At 66.1% G+C, this 17,559-nt stretch carries 18 protein-coding genes; 7 read left to right on the forward strand and 11 right to left on the reverse strand.

Going from position 1 to position 17,559, the window contains the following annotated elements; translation table 11 throughout:
- Positions 1 to 184 precede the first annotated feature (184 nt).
- A complete protein-coding gene (locus tag ACAW63_RS22845; RefSeq protein WP_371229137.1) occupies positions 185 to 1,744 on the reverse strand; it encodes a methyl-accepting chemotaxis protein in 1,560 nt (519 codons plus the stop codon).
- Positions 1,745 to 2,011: 267 nt separating this feature from the next.
- On the opposite strand from ACAW63_RS22845, the gene dusA reads away from it, so the two are divergent.
- The gene (gene dusA / locus ACAW63_RS22850) at positions 2,012 to 3,001 is read left to right on the forward strand and encodes a tRNA dihydrouridine(20/20a) synthase DusA (RefSeq protein ID WP_371234761.1); all 990 of its coding nucleotides are present in this window, start codon (positions 2,012 to 2,014) and stop codon (positions 2,999 to 3,001) included.
- A gap of 62 nt (positions 3,002 to 3,063) precedes the next feature.
- Positions 3,064 to 3,984, forward strand: a complete 921-nt coding sequence (gene tal, locus ACAW63_RS22855; RefSeq protein ID WP_371229140.1) for a transaldolase — start codon at positions 3,064 to 3,066, stop codon at positions 3,982 to 3,984.
- A 63-nt stretch (positions 3,985 to 4,047) separates the two neighbouring features.
- Here the strand turns inward: tal and rssC are convergent, their stop codons facing one another.
- The 4 genes from rssC to ACAW63_RS22875 form a co-directional block, all read right to left on the reverse strand.
- Complete coding sequence (rssC, locus tag ACAW63_RS22860; protein ID WP_207886472.1) at positions 4,048 to 4,530, reverse strand: anti-sigma factor antagonist RssC; 483 nt, start codon at positions 4,528 to 4,530, stop codon at positions 4,048 to 4,050.
- Complete coding sequence (rssB, locus tag ACAW63_RS22865) at positions 4,527 to 5,711, reverse strand: two-component system response regulator RssB (RefSeq protein ID WP_371229142.1); 1,185 nt, start codon at positions 5,709 to 5,711, stop codon at positions 4,527 to 4,529. Before rssB ends, rssC begins: the two co-directional genes overlap by 4 nt.
- Before the next feature lie 184 nt (positions 5,712 to 5,895).
- Positions 5,896 to 6,600 carry a VacJ family lipoprotein gene (locus ACAW63_RS22870; protein ID WP_275611139.1) on the reverse strand — a complete coding sequence of 235 codons (705 nt, stop codon included), beginning with the start codon at positions 6,598 to 6,600 and terminating at the stop codon, positions 5,896 to 5,898.
- 171 nt (positions 6,601 to 6,771) lie between these two features.
- Complete coding sequence (locus tag ACAW63_RS22875) at positions 6,772 to 7,488, reverse strand: UTRA domain-containing protein (protein ID WP_371229144.1); 717 nt, start codon at positions 7,486 to 7,488, stop codon at positions 6,772 to 6,774.
- Positions 7,489 to 7,600: 112 nt separating this feature from the next.
- On the opposite strand from ACAW63_RS22875, the gene ACAW63_RS22880 reads away from it, so the two are divergent.
- The 3 genes from ACAW63_RS22880 to ACAW63_RS22890 all read left to right on the forward strand — a co-directional run bounded on the left by ACAW63_RS22880 (position 7,601) and on the right by ACAW63_RS22890 (position 9,262).
- Entirely contained in the window at positions 7,601 to 8,344 is a 744-nt protein-coding gene (locus tag ACAW63_RS22880) for an HAD family phosphatase (RefSeq protein ID WP_371229146.1), read from the forward strand.
- On the forward strand, positions 8,341 to 8,922 hold the full coding sequence (locus ACAW63_RS22885) for a phosphonate degradation HD-domain oxygenase (protein WP_371234763.1): 582 nt from the start codon (positions 8,341 to 8,343) through the stop codon (positions 8,920 to 8,922). Before ACAW63_RS22880 ends, ACAW63_RS22885 begins: the two co-directional genes overlap by 4 nt.
- 76 nt (positions 8,923 to 8,998) lie before the next feature.
- Positions 8,999 to 9,262, forward strand: coding sequence for a DUF4404 family protein (locus tag ACAW63_RS22890; RefSeq protein WP_275611135.1), 264 nt, complete (start codon positions 8,999 to 9,001; stop codon positions 9,260 to 9,262).
- A gap of 80 nt (positions 9,263 to 9,342) precedes the next feature.
- Here ACAW63_RS22890 and queF read toward each other — a convergent pair whose 3' ends face one another.
- The 4 genes from queF to ACAW63_RS22910 all read right to left on the reverse strand — a co-directional run bounded on the left by queF (position 9,343) and on the right by ACAW63_RS22910 (position 13,334).
- Positions 9,343 to 10,173 carry an NADPH-dependent 7-cyano-7-deazaguanine reductase QueF gene (gene queF, locus ACAW63_RS22895; RefSeq protein WP_371229148.1) on the reverse strand — a complete coding sequence of 277 codons (831 nt, stop codon included), beginning with the start codon at positions 10,171 to 10,173 and terminating at the stop codon, positions 9,343 to 9,345.
- A 215-nt stretch (positions 10,174 to 10,388) separates the two neighbouring features.
- Entirely contained in the window at positions 10,389 to 11,096 is a 708-nt protein-coding gene (locus ACAW63_RS22900; RefSeq protein ID WP_371229150.1) for a copper resistance protein B, read from the reverse strand.
- Between the two features lie 9 nt (positions 11,097 to 11,105).
- A complete protein-coding gene (locus tag ACAW63_RS22905) occupies positions 11,106 to 12,767 on the reverse strand; it encodes a copper resistance system multicopper oxidase (protein ID WP_371229152.1) in 1,662 nt (553 codons plus the stop codon).
- A gap of 15 nt (positions 12,768 to 12,782) precedes the next feature.
- Positions 12,783 to 13,334: a plastocyanin/azurin family copper-binding protein gene (locus ACAW63_RS22910; RefSeq protein ID WP_371229155.1), complete on the reverse strand. Its 552-nt coding sequence runs from the start codon at positions 13,332 to 13,334 to the stop codon at positions 12,783 to 12,785.
- Positions 13,335 to 13,627: 293 nt separating this feature from the next.
- Here ACAW63_RS22910 and ACAW63_RS22915 point away from each other — a divergent pair, with 293 nt between their 5' ends.
- Complete coding sequence (locus tag ACAW63_RS22915) at positions 13,628 to 14,311, forward strand: heavy metal response regulator transcription factor (protein ID WP_371229158.1); 684 nt, start codon at positions 13,628 to 13,630, stop codon at positions 14,309 to 14,311.
- A complete protein-coding gene (locus ACAW63_RS22920; RefSeq protein ID WP_371229161.1) occupies positions 14,305 to 15,633 on the forward strand; it encodes a heavy metal sensor histidine kinase in 1,329 nt (442 codons plus the stop codon). Before ACAW63_RS22915 ends, ACAW63_RS22920 begins: the two co-directional genes overlap by 7 nt.
- Positions 15,634 to 15,796: 163 nt before the next feature.
- On the opposite strand, the gene ACAW63_RS22925 is transcribed toward ACAW63_RS22920, so the two are convergent.
- Both ACAW63_RS22925 and ACAW63_RS22930 read right to left on the reverse strand, forming a co-directional pair.
- Positions 15,797 to 16,576, reverse strand: a complete 780-nt coding sequence (locus tag ACAW63_RS22925; protein WP_331318940.1) for an ABC transporter permease — start codon at positions 16,574 to 16,576, stop codon at positions 15,797 to 15,799.
- Positions 16,573 to 17,505 (reverse strand): ABC transporter ATP-binding protein, encoded by a 933-nt coding sequence (locus tag ACAW63_RS22930; protein ID WP_371229163.1) that lies wholly within the window; start codon positions 17,503 to 17,505, stop codon positions 16,573 to 16,575. The genes ACAW63_RS22925 and ACAW63_RS22930 overlap by 4 nt, the downstream gene beginning before the upstream one ends.
- Positions 17,506 to 17,559: the final 54 nt, after the last annotated feature.

Genomic DNA, 17,559 nt, shown 5'->3' on the forward strand with positions numbered 1-17,559 from the left:
TGAACATCGGAGTCATGGGGAAGCACAGTTCGCGAGCAAGCTCGCTCCTACACGGTAAGCAGGCCCCGGGGACTCTATTTCGACCGTTCGGTCGAAACCGAGCCCGGCACCAGCCCCGCCATCAGCCACAGACGGCCCCGCGGAGCGCACCCGCCTTAATGCGCAGCAGATCGTGGCAGGCCGCTCAGGCCTCCGGGCGATAACCCAGGCGCAACCCACCCCACTGCCGGCCGCCCACCACGATCGGCACCGACAGGTCATGCATCAGCTCCCCGGTATCACGGCAATAGGTCTGCAGCAACATCGGCTGGCTGTGGCTGCCGCAGCGCAGGCCGGTGCGATCATTGAACAGGCGCTTGCTGCGGCTCTTGAGCATGTCGACCTGGACATCCCCGGTGGGCGGATGACTGAACGCCTGGTTGTGGGTCGGCACGTAGCCTTCGGCGGTGCAGGCAATCGCGAACACCAGCCCCTCGTGGCGCTCTAGCAGGTTTTCCTGGATGCGCGGCAGGACCTCGTCGGTATAGCGGTCGAAGCGCGTGCGGTACTTCTGCGGATGGGTGCCCGGCACCGGCTGGTAATCGCGGTCGAACAGGTCGCCGAGGCTGATGCGACCGGCAGCGAGATCGGACTCGAAACGCGTGGCGATGGACTGCGCTCCCTCACGGGCCAGGTCATAGGCGCGCTGGTGGTAATCGTCCAGGGCAACCTCGGCCAGGCGCTCGCTGACCGTCTCGGCCTGGGTTTCCAGTTGCAGCGCGGCTTCCGCCAGGCGATGGGTCTGCTCGTCGCTCACGCGCAGGTCGCCGCGCACCTGCTCGACGGCGGCGAACAGGCTGTCCAGCTGACTGCGGTTGATCTCCGCACCCTCGGCGATCTCCGTGATCTGGGTTTCCACGGTGGCGGCCAGACCGGCGATGTCCTGCAACTGCCGTCCGGTGCCTTCCACCTGGCCGACACCCTGGACCAGGTCGTCGGCCAACTGGCGGATCTGTTCCACCACTTCGCTGGTCTGGCGCTGGATGTCTTCGACCATCTGCCCGACCTCATCGGTCGCCTCGGCGGTGCGCCCGGCCAGCCCGCGTACCTCCTCCGCCACCACCGCGAAGCCGCGCCCGTGCTCGCCGGCCCGCGCCGCCTCGATGGCCGCATTGAGCGCCAGCAGGTTGGTCTGGCTGGCGATGGACTGGATCACCTGGGTGACCCGTGCAATCTCCTCGCTGCGTGCATTCAGCGTCTCGATCAACGCCCGGCTGGCATTGGCGCGCTCGCTGAGCTGGTGCATGCAGTCGATGGCCGCCTGCAATTCGCCGCGGCCCAGATCGCTGCCGGCCCGCGCACGGGTAGCGGCGTCCATCGCCTGGCGGGCCAGGTTGGAGGTCGCGCGTTCGGTGTGGATCATGACTTCGGCGCTGCCGACGATCTGCTCGGCGGCCACCAGCTGGGATTCGAGCTTCTCCACCAGACGCTGCACCGAATAGGACACGCCGGCGGCGGACAGTGCATTGCGGCTGGTTCCCCGCGACAGCTCGCGGGTCAGCTCGGCGACATCCGGCAGCACCGCCAGCGCGCTGGCCGGTGCGGCGCCCCGCCGGATGAACCACGGCCCCCAGAGCAGCGCTGCGGCCAGCAACAGGCACAGCGACAGCGGCCAGCCGCCCAGCGCTTGCGCGATGAACAACAGCACCAGGCCACAGGTTTGCAGGGAAAGGATGAGGACGATACGCGGACGCGCGGTATCCATGGCGGCAGCTCTCTTCTGGCGGGCGCTCGGCCGGGACTCATGGGAACCGGCGGAAAACCCTGATTATTCTTGTCAGGGCCATTAGGCCGTCTACGCCGGCCTGCGGCTATCGTCCCTTAGTAGCACGGGATGCACGCACATCGACCGCCTGCCGGTTTCCGTGCGCTGGGCCGGCAAGACCGGTAAAATCTCCGCCCTTTCCGCCGGCGCGAGAAATTTCGCGTCCCCAGCGACTCCCGATCCGACGTACCGATGACCACTGCCACGATGACCGCCCCCGCCCGTCCCGAGCCCTCGCGCCGCTTCAGCGTCGCGCCCATGATGGACTGGACTGACCGTCACTGTCGCTTCTTCCTGCGCCAGCTGTCCAGCCACGCCCTGCTCTACACGGAGATGGTCACCACCGGCGCGCTGCTGCATGGCGACGCCGCGCGCTTCCTGCGCCATGACGAGTGCGAGCACCCGCTGGCGCTGCAACTGGGAGGGAGCAATCCGGCGGACCTGGCAGCGGCGGCGAAGCTGGCCGAGGAGGCCGGCTACGACGAAGTCAACCTGAACGTCGGCTGCCCCAGCGACCGCGTGCAGAACAACATGATCGGCGCCTGCCTGATGGGGCATCCGGCACTGGTGGCCGATTGCGTGAAGGCCATGCGCGACGCCGTGTCGATTCCGGTGACGGTCAAGCACCGCATCGGCATCAATGGCCGTGACAGCTATGAAGAACTGTGCGACTTCGTCGGCCAGGTGCGCGACGCCGGCTGCCGCAGCTTCACCGTGCACGCGCGCATCGCCATTCTCGAAGGCCTGTCGCCCAAGGAGAACCGCGAGATTCCGCCGCTGCGCTACGACATCGCCGCGCAGGTCAAACGTGATTTCCCGGACCTGGAAATCATCCTCAACGGCGGCATCAAGACCCTGGAAGAATGCCGCGAGCACCTGCAGGTGTTCGACGGCGTCATGCTCGGCCGCGAGGCCTACCACAACCCCTATCTGCTGGCCCAGGTGGACGCTGCGCTGTACGGCTCGGACGTGCCCGCGATCAGCCGCGCCGAAGCACTCGCGCGCCTGCGCCCGTACATCGAGCGGCATATCGCCGAGGGCGGCGCGATGCACCACGTGACCCGCCACATCCTTGGCCTGGCGCAGGGTTTCCCGGGGGCGCGGCGCTTCCGCCAGCTGCTTTCGGTGGACGTGCACAAGGCCGCCGATCCGCTGGCATTACTCGACCAGGCGGGCGAACTTCTCGCCGGTCACTGAGTCCCGTTGAGCGGCGCATCGGCCTCGGGTAAGGTCGATGCATCCTCCACGGAAAACTCGCCATGACCTCCAAGCTCGAACAACTCAAGCAATACACCACGGTCGTCGCTGATACCGGCGATTTCGATGCCATTGCCCGCCTGAAGCCGGTGGATGCCACCACCAATCCCTCGCTGCTGCTGAAAGCCGCCGCCCTGCCCCGCTATGCCGAGCATCTGGCCCGCGCCACCGAAGGCGCCCGTGGTGACGCCGGCCTGGCCTGCGATCGTTTCGCCGTTGCCGTGGGCAAGGACATTCTCGGCGTGATTCCGGGGCGCATTTCCACCGAAGTGGACGCCCGACTGTCCTTCGATACCGAAGCTACCCTGCAACGCGCCCGCCGCCTGATCGACCTGTACGACGAGCATGGCGTGGGCCGCGACCGCGTGCTGATCAAGATCGCCTCCACCTGGGAAGGCATCCGTGCCGCCGAACAGCTGGAGCGCGAAGGCATCCAGACCAACCTGACCCTGCTGTTCTCCTTCGCCCAGGCCGCCGCCTGCGCCGATGCCGGAGTGTTCCTGATCTCGCCCTTCGTCGGCCGCATCTACGACTGGTACAAGAAGGCCAACGGCCGCGACTACGTCGGCGCCGAGGACCCCGGCGTGCAGTCGGTCTCGCGCATCTACCGCTACTACAAGGCCAACGGCTACGAGACCGTGGTGATGGGCGCCAGCTTCCGCAACCTCGGCCAGATCGAACAGCTCGCCGGCTGCGACCGCCTGACCATCAGCCCGGACCTGCTGCAGCAGTTGGCCGACGCCCAGGGCGAGCTGCCGCGGGCGCTGCAGCCCGGCGGCGGCGAAGCGCGCCAGGTCCTGGATGAAAGCACCTTCCGCTGGCAGATGAACGAGGACGCCATGGGCACCGAGAAGCTGGCCGAAGGCATCCGCCTGTTCGCCCGCGACCAGGAAAAACTCGAAGCGCTGCTCTCCGGCCTGTAAACCCTAGGCACAGGCAAACGCAAACCGGCGCCCAGGGCGCCGGTTTTCATTCAAGGGCCGGAATCAGTGACGCTCGAGGGCGCTCACCAGGTCGTGGAAAGCCTCGCGATTGGACTCGTTGAGCCCCATCAGGATGCGGTGGGCTTCCAGTACCTTGCTGCGCACCACGTCCTCGGACTGGTCCTGCGGCGGCAGATCGGTGAGGCAATCCGTGCACGGAATCGGACGATCGACGATGTTGAACACCTGATCGAAGCCCATCGACTGCAACAGACGGGTGATGTCCGGATTGGTGGTCACCAGCGTAGGCAACAACCCGACCTTCTGCCGCGACAGGATCGACAGCTTGGCCAACAGGCCCAGCGTGGTACTGTCGATGCTCTGGGTTTCCGTGAGATCGATGATGATCGCCGAGAAATTCAGCGCAGCGAAGATTTTTTCAATGGTGGCATCCAGCGCCGAACACAGGGTCAGTCGGACTTCGCCCACGAACTTCAGGACAAATGAGCCATCCTGCTCGGCGAACTGGATTTTACCGGTACTCATGCAAGGTTCCTGCTCAACACCAGCAAGGCAATATCATCCGGCATCTCGGACAACTTGGCCAGTCCGAAGACCTGGCGCAGGCCATCCAGCGTTCCGCCGGCGGCGACGACCTGCTCTGGCAGGGCCGTCTCCTTTTCCTTCAGGGTAGCTCCCGGCAGCACATCGAGAATGCCGTCGGAGAACAACGAAAGGCTGAAGGACTTGGGAAGATCCATTACATGATCCTCGTAAGTCGCTTCGTCGAACAGCCCCACCGGCAGGCCACGGCCTTCCAGGTAACGGGCTTCGCCGTCGACATAGAGTACCGGCAGCGGCAAGTGGCCGCCGATGCTGTAGGTCAGGCGATCGGTTTCCAGGTCGATCACGCCGCCGAGCATGGTCACGTGCTTGCCCAGTTTGCAGTTGATCAGACCGCGGTTGATGTGGGCGAGCACATCGGACGGCTTGAACTCCGGCAGCATGCCGTTGCGCCGCGACTCGTAGAGCAGGCGCGTGGTCATGAACTTCAGCAGCACGGTGACGAACGCCGAGGAAGCGCCGTGACCGGATACGTCGGCCAGGTAGAAGCCGATGCGGCGGGAGTCGACACGGAAGTAGTCGACGAAATCGCCCGACAGGTACAGCGACGGGATGATCTGGTGGGTAAACGCCAGGCCGTCGGACTCCCACGGGGTTTCCGGCAGCATGTTCATCTGCACCTGGCGACCGGCGTTCTGGTCTTCCTGGAGCAGGTTCAGGCTGGCCTGCAGCTCGCGGTTGGCGGCTTCGAGCTTCTCGCGGTAGCGGCGGTTTTCCGAACGCAGGTAGGCACGGTCCAGGGCGCGGCGAACCGAATGCTCCAGGACGGCGAGATCTTCCAGCGGCTTGATCAGGTAGTCGGCGGCGCCCAGGCGCAGGGCCTCGACCGCATCGCTCATGACGCCGGCGCCGGAAAGCACGATGACCGGGGTTTCCACCGCCGTCTCGCTGACGCGACGGATCAGCTCCAGGCCGTCCATCTGCGGCATGCGCAGGTCGCAGATCACAAGGTCGGGCAGCTCATGCTCGAATACTTGCAGGCCCTGCTGGCCATTGGTGGCCTGCAGGACGGTGAATCCGCTGTCTTCCAGGTAGGCGGCGAGGCTTTCTCGAACGACGTCGTCGTCATCGATGATCAGCAGCGAGGCACTGGGTTTGTGCATGGGTCATCCAGGCAAACGGCGCCGGAGGTAGTGGTGATGGCGCTCATTCAAGGGAACAACGGCGCGGGTCGGGTGCGACAAGGCGCAGACACTACTCCCATCCGCCCGAGGGTTCAAGCAGGCGCCGCCCGCGACCGGGTCTGCCGGACGCGGGGGCCTGTGCCTGCCGGGCGGAAGGGCCGGATCAGAAGTCGTCTTCGACCTGGCCGTCCTTGACCTTGAACTCGCGGTTCTGCAGGTAGGCGTTGCGGATGAAGTTGTACTTGTCGCCGCTGATCAGCTTCTCGGACTTCAGCAGGTCGGCACGGGTGTCGACGATGTCCACGCCGCGCATGGTGTTGCGCACCGGCACATTGTCGATGTACGGATAGGGGCCGGTGTAGGCATCCGGAATCAGCGACGGCGCATCGCGCAGGGTGCTCGGGCCGAGCAGCGGCAGCATCACGTAGGGGCCGCTGCCCACGCCGTAATGGCCGAGGGTCTGGCCGAAGTCTTCGTCATTGCGGCGCAGGCCCATGTGGGTGGCGACGTCGAAGAAGCCGGCGAGGCCGAAGGTGGTGTTGAACAGCAGGCGGCTGGTGTCGACGCCGGCATCGCGCACCTTCAGCTGCAGCAGGTCGTTGACCAGGTTCTTCACGTCGCCGATGTTGCTGAAGAAGTTGTGCACGCCGTCCTGGACGAAGTTCGGGGTGACGTACTGGTAACCCTGTGCCAGCGGCTTGAGCGCATAGGTGTCCAGCGTGTCATTGAAGGTGAAGATCGGGCGGTTGATGCTCTCCCACGGATCATCCTCGCTCTCGGCCTGGGCCAGGAAGGGAATCGTCGCCAGGCAGGTAGCGGCGAGCAGGCTGAGGCAGCGTTTCGTCCTTTGGACGCCTAGTGGGCGCATCGGTAATTCTCCAGTGAATGACATTCCGGGCCGACCTGAGCGAGCCCGCTATGCGGGCGGATTATATAGGTCTGCGAGTGTTTTGATGAACAGGAAGCACCTCGCGGGAGTTCGAAACGGGGGCCCCCGACGAGCAATCTGCCATCTTTCAGAGCAAAGCATAGTGCCACTTCAATCCGGAAAGCGTGCATCGATGACAATTTCCAGCGCATCGGAGCGCCAGAACTCCTGGTCCCACTCCACCAGACGCCCATCCTCGACATAGCTGCAGCGCTCCACGTACAGGCCTGGCGAGCCGGGCGTGAGCTGCAGCGGCACGGCCTGGGGCTCGAGCAGCGCCGTGGGATGCATCGCCAGTTCGCAGCGCGACAGCGTCAGCCCCATGCGCTCGCGCAATACCTGGGTCAGCGACCGGTCCAGCGTCTCGTCGAGCAGGCCGGGACACCAGCTGGCGTCGAGCGTGATCTCCTCCAGCATCACCGGGCGCTCATCGACCCAGCGGCGACGGCGGACCCGGAACACCTCGGCGTCATCCGCCAACCCCATGCGCCGGGCCAGCGCCGGGCCGGCGGAACAGCGCTCGGCCGCCAGCACCTCGGTACGCGGCGTGCGCCCCTGGGCCTGGACGTAATCCATGAACCCCGTGGCGCGCGTCGGGTTATAGCGAATCCGCGGCGGTGAAACGAACCAGCCACGGCGGTTCTCGCGGTACAGCACACCTTCTGTTTCCAGCTGTTGCAGCGCCTCGCGCAGGGTCACACGGGTGCAACCGAAACGCTCGGCCAGCTCGCGCTCGGGGGGCAGGCGCGGGCCCAGGCTCGATTCGGCGACATCCCGGGCCAACTGGTCGCGGATGCGCAGGTAATGCGGAACAGGTTCGACCGGCATGCGGCTGTCTCCAGAAAATGCGCGGCGATTATAACGACAGCGGCGGCCACTTCATCGGACCGTCACATTGGCCCGGTAGCCTGGCCTAGACCAATTATCAGAAACCCCCACCATGCCTGCTACTGCCGAGCTTTCGCGCTTCACCTCCCTGTTGTTCGGACTGTCCGGCGATCTGGTGGACTTCGGCGCAAGGACGTTGCCGGTCGCCCTGCAGCGCACCTGTCCCGACTGTCCGCCGGAACGCCTGGCCGACGCCCTCGCCCTGCCACCTCAGGACGCCCTCAACCACGCGCTGGGCCGCAGCGCCGATGCGCAGGAGCGCAGCCGCTTCCAGTCCGTCCTGGACGAAGCCGCCCAGGCCCACGCCGAAGCCAGCCCGGGCGCCCTGGATGCCCTGCAGGCGCTGCACAAGCACGGCGTGCCCTGCGCCTGGCTCGACGAACTGCCAACCGCCACCACGCTGCACCTGGCCGCGGCGCTGGACGGGCAACGGGTCGCCGGACTGGACGTCGGCGGCCGCCAGTGGCCCGCGCCGGATGCCTGCTGGCAGGCGCTGATGCGCCTGGACAGCCCGCGCCTGGACGGCTGCGTACTGGTCAGCGGCCAGCCACGGCTGTTGCAGGCGGGCCTGAATGCCGGGCTGTGGACCATCGGCCTGGCCGCCAGCGGCCCACTGTGCGGCCAGGCGCCAGGCGACTGGGACGCCCTGGCGAACCTGGAGCGCGATCGCCTGCGCGCCCAGGCGACCCTCGGCCTGTACCGCCTCGGCGTGCATTCGGTCATCGATCACCTGGGTGAGCTGGATTCCTGCCTGCAGGACATCGCCGGCCGCCGCCTGAAAGGAGAGAAACCCTGAAGCACGCTCGCCACCGCTTCATCGATGAACTGGCCGAACGCTTCGCCAGCCATGGCGCGGAGCCCTACGGCGAGGCCATCAGCCAGGCCGAGCACGCCCTGCAATGCGCGACCCTGGCCGAACGCGCCGGCTGCGCCGACAGCCTGGTGATCGCCGCCCTGCTCCATGACATCGGCCATCTCTACGAAGACCCGGCCGTGCAGGAAACCCGCGACCTGCGCCACGAAGAGTTCGGCGCCAACCTGCTGCGCAAGCTGTTGCCCGAGTCGGTCTGGCAGCCGGTGCGCCTGCACGTCGCCGCCAAGCGCTACCTGTGCGCAGTGGACCCGACCTACCATACCAGTCTGTCCTGGGCCTCGCGGCAGAGCCTGGCGCTACAGGGTGGAGCCTTCCACGAGCGCGCCGCAACCGCCTTCATCAGCGCGCCCTATGCGCAGGACGCCATCACCCTGCGCCGCCTGGACGACCTGGGCAAGGACCCGTCCATGCGCACCCCGGAGCTGGAACACTTCTTCCCCCTGCTCGAACGCCTGCTGCAGGTTGATCGGTATCAGGCAGGGGCGCGCGCGGCGAGTTAAGCTCAAAGGCATGGCGATGGACCTTCCGCCACCCGGCAAGGTCCATCATGGGTACGCACCGCAGAAGGACACCACCATGCCGACACAACGCCTCCAGCAAGAACTCCAGGCCCTGCGCGAGCAACTGGAGCGCCAGCCACCGCTGACCGAAGATGACCGCGCCGCGTTACGGGCACTGATCAAGGACATCGAGATGCAGCTGGCCAACGAAGAGGCGCTGGCCGATGAGACCCTGACCGACAGCATCAACCTGGCCGTGGAGCGCTTCGAGGCAAGCCACCCGACCCTGGCCGGCGCGCTGCGCTCCATCATGCAGAGCCTGGCGAACATGGGTATCTGAGCCCATCTCCCAGACCCAGATGTGAAAAACCCGGCCAAGGCCGGGTTTTTCGTATCCGCGTATGACTGAACCGCTGACCTTTACTGGCGAACCAGCCGGCGGTTGTCCGGCTGCACGGCGGCGCTGCTGCGGTAGGGATTGATGTCCAGCCCGCCGCGGCGCACATAACGTGCGTAGACGGTCAGGTGGGCCGGCTGCAGCAGGCGCTGCAGATCGAGGTAGATGCGTTCCACGCACTGCTCGTGGAAGTCCTGATGCTGACGGAAGGACACCACGTAGGCCAGCAGGCTCGCGGCATCCAGTGCCGGGCCGCTGTACTCGACCACCAGAGTGCCCCAGTCCGGCTGGCCGGTGACCGGGCAGTTGGATTTCAGCAGGTGGCTGTAGAGCACCTCGTCGACACGGCGGGTGTCGTCGCAGCGCAGCAGCTCCGGGCGCGGATGGTCGTAGCTGTCCACCGCCAGGTCCAGGTCGTCGATGCAGGTGCCGTCGAGCGTCGCCACGCCCTCGCCCGCCACCTCGTCCAGGCTGCGCACACGCACGCCCACCGGCGCGCCGGCGGCGGCGGACAGGTCGCGCTCCATCACCGCGCGCACGGCTTCGGCATTGTCGAAGCCGGTCTGGTTCAGTGAATTGAGGTAGAGCTTGAAGGACTTGGACTCGATGATGTTCGGTGACTGCGCGGGAATGGCGAACTCGCCGATAGCCACCACCGGCTTGCCCGACGCGGTCAGCCAGGACAACTCGTAGCAGTTCCAGATGTCCACGCCCTGGTACGGCAGGGTTTCGGCGGTCAGGCCCAGCTCGGCCCACTTGGTGGTCCGGGAAATCGGGAACAGCAGTTCCGGCGCGTAGGTGGAGACGTATTCGCTGGATTTGCCCAGGGGCGAGTGTTCGGCGGGGTGCTGCATGGGGGAACCTGCTGGATCGGCGATGCGGGTGGTGGCGCGAGGCGGCGAGTGTATACAAATTCGCCGGCCCTTTCAGCTGCTGGCGGACGAGCCGGGCGCCTCGACGTATCCAGCATGCGTCTTTGTAGGATGGGTGGAGCGGAGCGATACCCATGCTGCCAGCACGCCGAATCGATGGGTATCGCTTCGCTCCACGCCATCCTACGTAGAGCCAATCAGAACCACATCCGCACGCCCGCGACCCAGTAGCCCTCCTCGTCGACCTCCCCTTCGGCGCGGGCGATGTCGCCGCTGCGGCCATAGGTCTTGTTCCAGACGTAGCCGAAATACGGCGCGAACTCCCGGCGCACCTCGTAGCGCAGGCGCAATCCGGCCTCCAGTTCGCTGCCGCCGGCGCCCACACCGATATCACGGTCATCGGCCAGCGCCAGGTTGTACTCCAGCGAGGGTTCCAGGATCAGCCGCTGGGTCAGCAGCAGTTCGTACTCGGTCTCCAGGCGCAACGACGGATCGCCGCGCTCGCTGAGGAACAGGTTGGCGTCCACCTCGAACCACTGCGGCGCCAGGCCCTGGATGCCGAGTACCGCGTAGGTGCGCGACGGCCCCGGCTGGTCGTCATGACGCACGCCCGCCTGCCAGTCCCAGAAGTCGGCGACCATGCGCTGGTAAAGCAGCTGCGTTTCGTTGTCGGTGGTCGGGCCGCCGGCATCACGCTCCCCCTCCAGCTTCAGGCGCAGCTTCTGGTAATCGGTGCCGTACCACCCCTGGGCCTCCCAGCCCAGGGCCTGGTCATTGCCGTGGAAGCGGCTTTCCAGGCGCTGGATCAGCAGCGAGCCCATGGGCATGTCGTCCATCTCGGCGCTTTCGACGGGCAAGGCCAGGCCCAGGGTCGCCGCGCAGGCCACCGTTGCTATGCGTTTCATGGCGGTTCCTCAGAGACTGGCGCTGGCGGGGGCCGGCTCGACTATGACCTTGCGCATCATGCCGGCGGCCATGTGGTAGATGAGGTGGCAGTGGAAGGCCCATTCGCCCAGGGCATCGGCGGGTACGTCGACGTCCAGGGTGCTGCCCGGCGCCACGCTGACCACGTGCTTGAGCGGATTGAAGCGGCCGTTGCCCTTGTCCAGCTGCATCCACATGCCGTGCAGGTGCATGGGGTGGGTCATCATGGTGTCGTTGACGAAACGGATGCGCACGCGCTCGCCGTAGGTCAGGCGGATCGGCTCGGCCTCGGAGTATTTCTTGCCGTCGATGGACCAGAAGTAGCGCTCCATGTTGCCGGTCAGGCGGAACTCGATGGTGCGGTCCGGCGCGCGGTAGTCGGCGAACGGGCGCATGGCTTTCAGGTCCGCGTAGACCAGCAGGCGGTTGCCCGGCTCGGCCGGTTGCGGGGCCAGGCCGCTGCCAGGGGCGTAGTCGGACTTCGGCGCGGCCATGGCCGCGTGATCCATACCTGCCATCTTCGAATGGTCCATCCCGGCCATCTGCGAGTGATCCATCGCCCCGCCCTGCCCCGGCATCGCCATGCCGCTGTGATCCATGCCTTCATGGTTCATGCCCATGTCCGCCATGGTCAGCAGCGGGCGCTTGCGCAGCGCCGGCACCTCGGCCTGCATCCCGGCGCGCGGCGCCAGGGTGGCGCGGGCGTAGCCGCTGCGGTCCATGGCCTCGGCGAAGAAGGTGTAGGCGCGGTCCTCCTGGGGCTGCACGATCACGTCGTAGGTCTCGGCCACCGCGATGCGCAGCTCGTCCACCGTCACCGGCTGCACGTCGTTGCCGTCGGCCTGCACCACGGTCATCTTCAGGCCGGGAATGCGCAGGTCGAAGTAGCTCATGCCCGAGCCGTTGATGATACGCAGGCGCACCCGCTCGCCCGGCTTGAACAGCCCGCTCCAGTTCTGCTCGGGGTCCTGGCCGTTGACCAGGAAGCGGAAGCCGGCGATGTCGGCGATGTCCGTCGGGGTCATGCGCATGCCGCCCCAGTCCAGGCGGTCGCGCAGGGTCGCCATGAAGCCATTGGCGCGGGAGTCGGCAATGAAATCGCCGAGGGTGCGCTGGTTGCGGTTGTAGTAGTCGCTCTGCTTCTTCAGGTTGGCGAACACGGTTTCCGGCTTGGTGTCGTGCCAGTCGGCCAGCAGCAGGGTGTACTCGCGGTCATAGCGGTACGGCTCGCGTGCCTTGGGCTCGATCACCAGCGGGCCGTAGAGTCCCTCGATTTCCTGGAAGTCGCTGTGGGCGTGGTACCAGTAAGTGCCCGACTGTTTCACCGTGAAACGGTAGGTGAAGGTCTGACCCGGCTTGATCCCCGGGAAACTGATGCCCGGCACGCCGTCCTGGGTATAGGGCAGGATCAGCCCGTGCCAGTGCAGCGAGGTATCGCGGTCGAGGGTGTTGGTGACACGCAGTTCGACGTCCTCGCCCTCCTTGAAGCGCAGCTCCGGCGCGGGCGTCTGCCCGTTCACCGTGAGCGCCTTGCGCGCCCCGTCGGAAAGCTCCAGCTTGCCCTCGCCTATGGTCAGCTCGTACACGCCCGCCTGCACCGCCAGCGGTGCCAGCAGCAGCGCCCCGAGCGCCAGACTCCTTGCGCGGATCATCGCGGCTCTCCCGGCTCAGGGCTTGACGGTCAGCTTGCCGACCATGCCGGCCTGGTAGTGGCCCGGAATGTTGCAGGCGAACTCCAGGTTGGTGGCCTTACTGAAGGTCCAGGTGAGTTCGGCGGTCTTGCCCGGCTCAACCAGCACGGTGTTGGGATCGTCGTGCTTCATCGTCTGGCCCATTGGCATGTCGCCATGGCTCATCTTGCTGTGGTCCATCTTGCTCATGTCGTGCTGCATGCCAGTGGGCGTGAGCATTCCGGAATCCATCATCTGCTGCATTTCCTTCTGGTGGGCGGCGTGCATCGCCGCACTGCCCAGGTTGAACTCGTGCAGCAGGCTGCCGGCGTTGTGGATGACGAAGCGCACGGTTTCGCCCGCCTTGACCTCGACGCTCTCCGGCTCGAAGTACATGTCCCCCAGCTTGATTTCCACGGTGCGGGTGGCCTGCGCGGCCTTGGCCGGTTTGCCGAAGTCGAAGCCGCGTGCGGCATCGGCCAGGGCCGGCAGGCTGAAGCTCGCGGCGATGGCCAGGGCGGACGCGCAGAACAGGTGACGCAGGGACATATCGCAACTCCTCGATTGGGTTTGATGCATCCTCGCCTTCCGCGCCTGCCGCCTGGCTGTCGGGAAGATTACAGTTCTGTCAGCTTCGCACCCTTCCCGCCTGGCGGGTTTATAAAGACGACGAAAAAAGCCCGCCGGGTGGCGGGCAAGGGACCTCACGATGAACCGGATTCGGCGATCAAAGCCGGCGGTGAATCTGCTCGCAGTCTGCACGGGCCGGGCTGTCAGTGCGCTGACCCAGTGATTACCCTATCGACAGCTGCGCCACCGGCGCGTGAATGGATACCCCCGAGATGAAACTCCTGATCGTCGAAGACGAACCCCGCATCGGCCAATACCTGCAACAGGGCCTGAGCGAAGCCGGCTTCGCCGTGGACCTCTGCCAGGACGGCGACGACGGCCTGCAACTGGCGCTCTCCGGCGAACACGACCTGCTGATCCTCGATGTCATGCTGCCCGGCCGCGACGGCTGGCAGATCCTCCAGGCCGTGCGCCAGACCGGCAGCGCGGTACCGGTGCTGTTCCTCACCGCCCGCGATGCCGTGGAAGACCGCGTGCGCGGCCTGGAGCAAGGCGCCGACGACTACCTGGTGAAACCCTTCGCCTTCGTCGAGCTGCTCGCGCGGGTGCGCACCCTGCTGCGGCGGGGTGGCCAGCAGTTGCAGGAAACCACCCTGCAACTGGCCGACCTGGAGCTGGACCTGCTGCGCCGCCGGGTGCAGCGCGCCGGCAGGCGCATCGACCTGACCGCCAAGGAGTTCGCCCTGCTGGAACTGCTGCTGCGCCGCAGCGGCGAAGTGCTGCCCAAGTCACTGATCGCCTCCCAGGTATGGGACATGAACTTCGACAGCGACACCAATGTCATCGAAGTTGCCATCCGCCGCCTGCGCGCCAAGGTCGACGACGATTTCCCGCAGCGCCTGATCCACACCGTGCGCGGCATGGGCTACGTGCTGGAAGAGCGCGACCCATGCTGAGCGCCCGCCTCTCCCTGGGCGTACGCCTGAGCCTGCTGTTCGCCGCCTGCACCGCCGCCGTCTCGCTGCTAGCCGGCATCGTCTTCAGCCGCGCCAGCGAGGCGCATTTCGTCGAACTGGACCTGCAGGTGATGTCGGCCAAGCTGGCGATCTTCCGCGACACGCTCGGCGACGTCGCCAGCCCCGCTCAGTTGCAGCCGCACGTCGCCCAACTGCGCCAGGAGCTGGAACGCCACCCCGACCTGGGCCTGCGCCTTGCCGGCGCCGACGGCCAGGCCTGGTTCGAGCAGATGCCGGCGATGGTCATGCCCGGCGGCCCGCCGGCCTTCCGCGAGCTGCAGGCGCCGCTGGACGCCCAGTTGCCGAACGGCCCGCAACTGACCCTGGTGCTGGACATCACCCACCACCAGCACTTCCTGCAGCGCATGCAGCAGCTGATCTGGCTGACCATGAGCCTCTCGGCGCTGGCCACCGCGCTGCTCGGCGCCTGGGCGGCGCGCAGCAGCCTGCGTCCATTGCGGCGCATGAGCGAGGTGGCGGCGAAGGTCTCGGCGCACTCCCTGACCACGCGCCTCGATGCCAGCCAGATGCCGCAGGAGCTGCGCGGCCTGGCGGCGGAACTGAATGCCATGCTGGCCCGCCTGGAAGAGGCCTTCCAGCGCTTGTCGGCGTTTTCCGCCGATATCGCCCATGAACTGCGTACCCCGCTCACCGGGCTACTGACCCAGACCCAGGTGGTGCTGTCGCGCTCGCGCGGCCTGGAGGATTACCGCGAGGCGCTGCACGGCAACCTGGAGGAGCTGGAGCGGCTGACCGCCATGGTCAACGACATGCTGTTCCTGGCCAAGGCCGACCACGGTCTGCTCACCCCGAACAGTCAGCCGCTGGAACTGGCCGCTGAAGTCGACGAGTTGCTGGAGTTCTACGGGCCGCTGGCGGAGGAAAAGGCGATTCGCCTGGAACGCGGCGGCGAGCTGCGGGTGCAAGGCGACCGTGCCCTGCTGCGCCGCGTGCTGGCCAACCTGCTGGACAACGCGCTGCGCTTCACCGCCGAGGGCGGCATTGTGCGCGTGCGGCTGGAGCCGGGGCGCCTGAGCGTGGAGAACCCCGGCCGAGAGATTCCCGCGGAGCGTCTGGCGCGCCTGTTCGATCGTTTCTATCGCGCCGACCCGGCCCGCCGCGAGGGCCAGGGCGAGCACGCCGGGCTGGGTTTGGCGATCTGCCGGTCGATCGTGCGGGCCCACGGTGGGGAGATTCGATGTGAGTCGGCCGATGGGTGGACGCGGTTCGTTATCGAGTTTCCGAAAAGCCACTCCCTGTAGGAGCGAGCTTGCTCGCGAACAGGTTCACCGGCAGCTCTGGCGTTGGGCGGTTCGCGAGCAAGCTCGCTCCTACAAGAACCCTGCCCGCGAAGTAGTCAGGCTTAGCGCTCTGGAAAAGAAAAAGGCCCCAACCGGGGCCTTTTCCATCAGCGCAACACGGCACTCACTGCCGCATCCCCCGCCCACTCACCAGCAGGCGCACGCAGAAGAAGTACAGCACCACCGTCGCCACCAGCATGAACACCACAGCCACACCGATGCGAATGTCCGATACGCCGAGGATGCCGTAGCGGAAGGCGTTGACCATGTGCAGGATCGGGTTGGCCAGCGACACCGTCTGCCAGAACGGCGGCAGCAGGGTGATCGAGTAGAACACCCCGCCCAGGTAGGTCAGCGGGGTCAGCACGAAGGTCGGGATGATCGAGATGTCGTCGAAGTTGCGCGCGAACACCGCGTTGACGAAGCCGCCCATGGAGAAGATGGTCGCCGTCAGCAGCACCACCAGCACGGTGATGCCGATGTGGTGGATCTGCAGGCTGGTGAAGAACAGCGACAGCAGGGTGACGATCAGCCCCACCGCCAGCCCACGCAGCACGCCGCCGGCGACGAAGCCCAGGAGGATGGTGTGCGGCGATACCGGCGACACCAGCAGCTCCTCGATGTTGCGCTGGAACTTGCTGCCGAAGAAGCTCGACACCACGTTGCCGTAGGAGTTGGTGATCACCGACATCATGATCAGCCCCGGCACGATGTACTGCATGTAGGTGAAGCCGCCCATGTCGCCGATCTGCCGGCCGATCAGGTTGCCGAAGATGACGAAGTACAGAACCATGGTGATCGCCGGCGGCAGCAGGGTCTGCGGCCAGATGCGCAGGAAGCGGCGAACCTCGCGGTAGACGATGGTGTTGAGGGCGACCCAGTTGGCGCGCAATTCGCTGCTCATACGGCCACCTTCGACAGGTTCTTCTCCACCAGCGACACGAACAGCTCCTCCAGGCGATTGCTCTTGTTGCGCAGGCTCAGCACTTCCAGGCCCTGGGCGTTGAGCTGGGCGAACAGGCCGTTGATGCCCATGGACTTGTCCACCTGCACCTCCAGGGTGTGGTCATCCACCAGGCGCACGGGGTAGCCGTCGAGCCTCGGCGCCTCGGCCAGGGTCGCCTTCAGGTCGAGGTAGAAGGTCTCCACGTGCAGCTTGTTCAGCAGCTTGCGCATGCTGGTGTTCTCCACGATGGTGCCGTGGTCGATGATCGCGATGTTGCGGCACAGCTGCTCGGCCTCTTCCAGGTAGTGCGTGGTGAGGATGATGCTGATGCCTTCGCCGTTGAGCTCGGTGAGGAAGTTCCACATCGAGCGACGCAGTTCGATGTCCACGCCGGCGGTGGGTTCGTCGAGGATCAACAGGCGCGGCTCGTGCACCAGCGCGCGGGCGATCATCAGGCGGCGCTTCATGCCGCCGGAGAGCTCGCGGGAGGCGGAATTGCGCTTGTCCCACAGGCCCAGCTGGGTCAGGTACTTCTCGGCGCGCCCCTTGGCCACGCTCATGGGGATGCCGTAGTAGCCGGCCTGGGTGACGACGATGTCGAACACCTTCTCGAACTGGTTGAAATTGAACTCCTGGGGCACCACGCCCAGGCAGCGCTTCAAGCCGTACGGGTCCTTGTCCAGGTCGTGGCCGAACACGTTGACCGTGCCGCTGGTCTTGTTCACCAGGGTGGAGAGGATGCCGATGGTGGTGGATTTGCCGGCACCGTTGGGGCCCAGCAGGGCGAAGAAATCGCCTTCGGCAACGTCCAGGTCGATGCCCTTGAGGGCCTGGAAGCCGTTACCGTAAGTCTTCGTCAGTTGACGGATGGACAGCGCGGAACTCATGGGGATTCCCGTTGCAGGTCTTTGGAATGTGCAGGTCTTTGGAAAAAGGCCTGC

It is taken from the genome of Pseudomonas sp. QE6, from assembly GCF_041379005.1.
In the GTDB taxonomy this organism is placed as follows: Bacteria; Pseudomonadota; Gammaproteobacteria; order Pseudomonadales; family Pseudomonadaceae; genus Pseudomonas.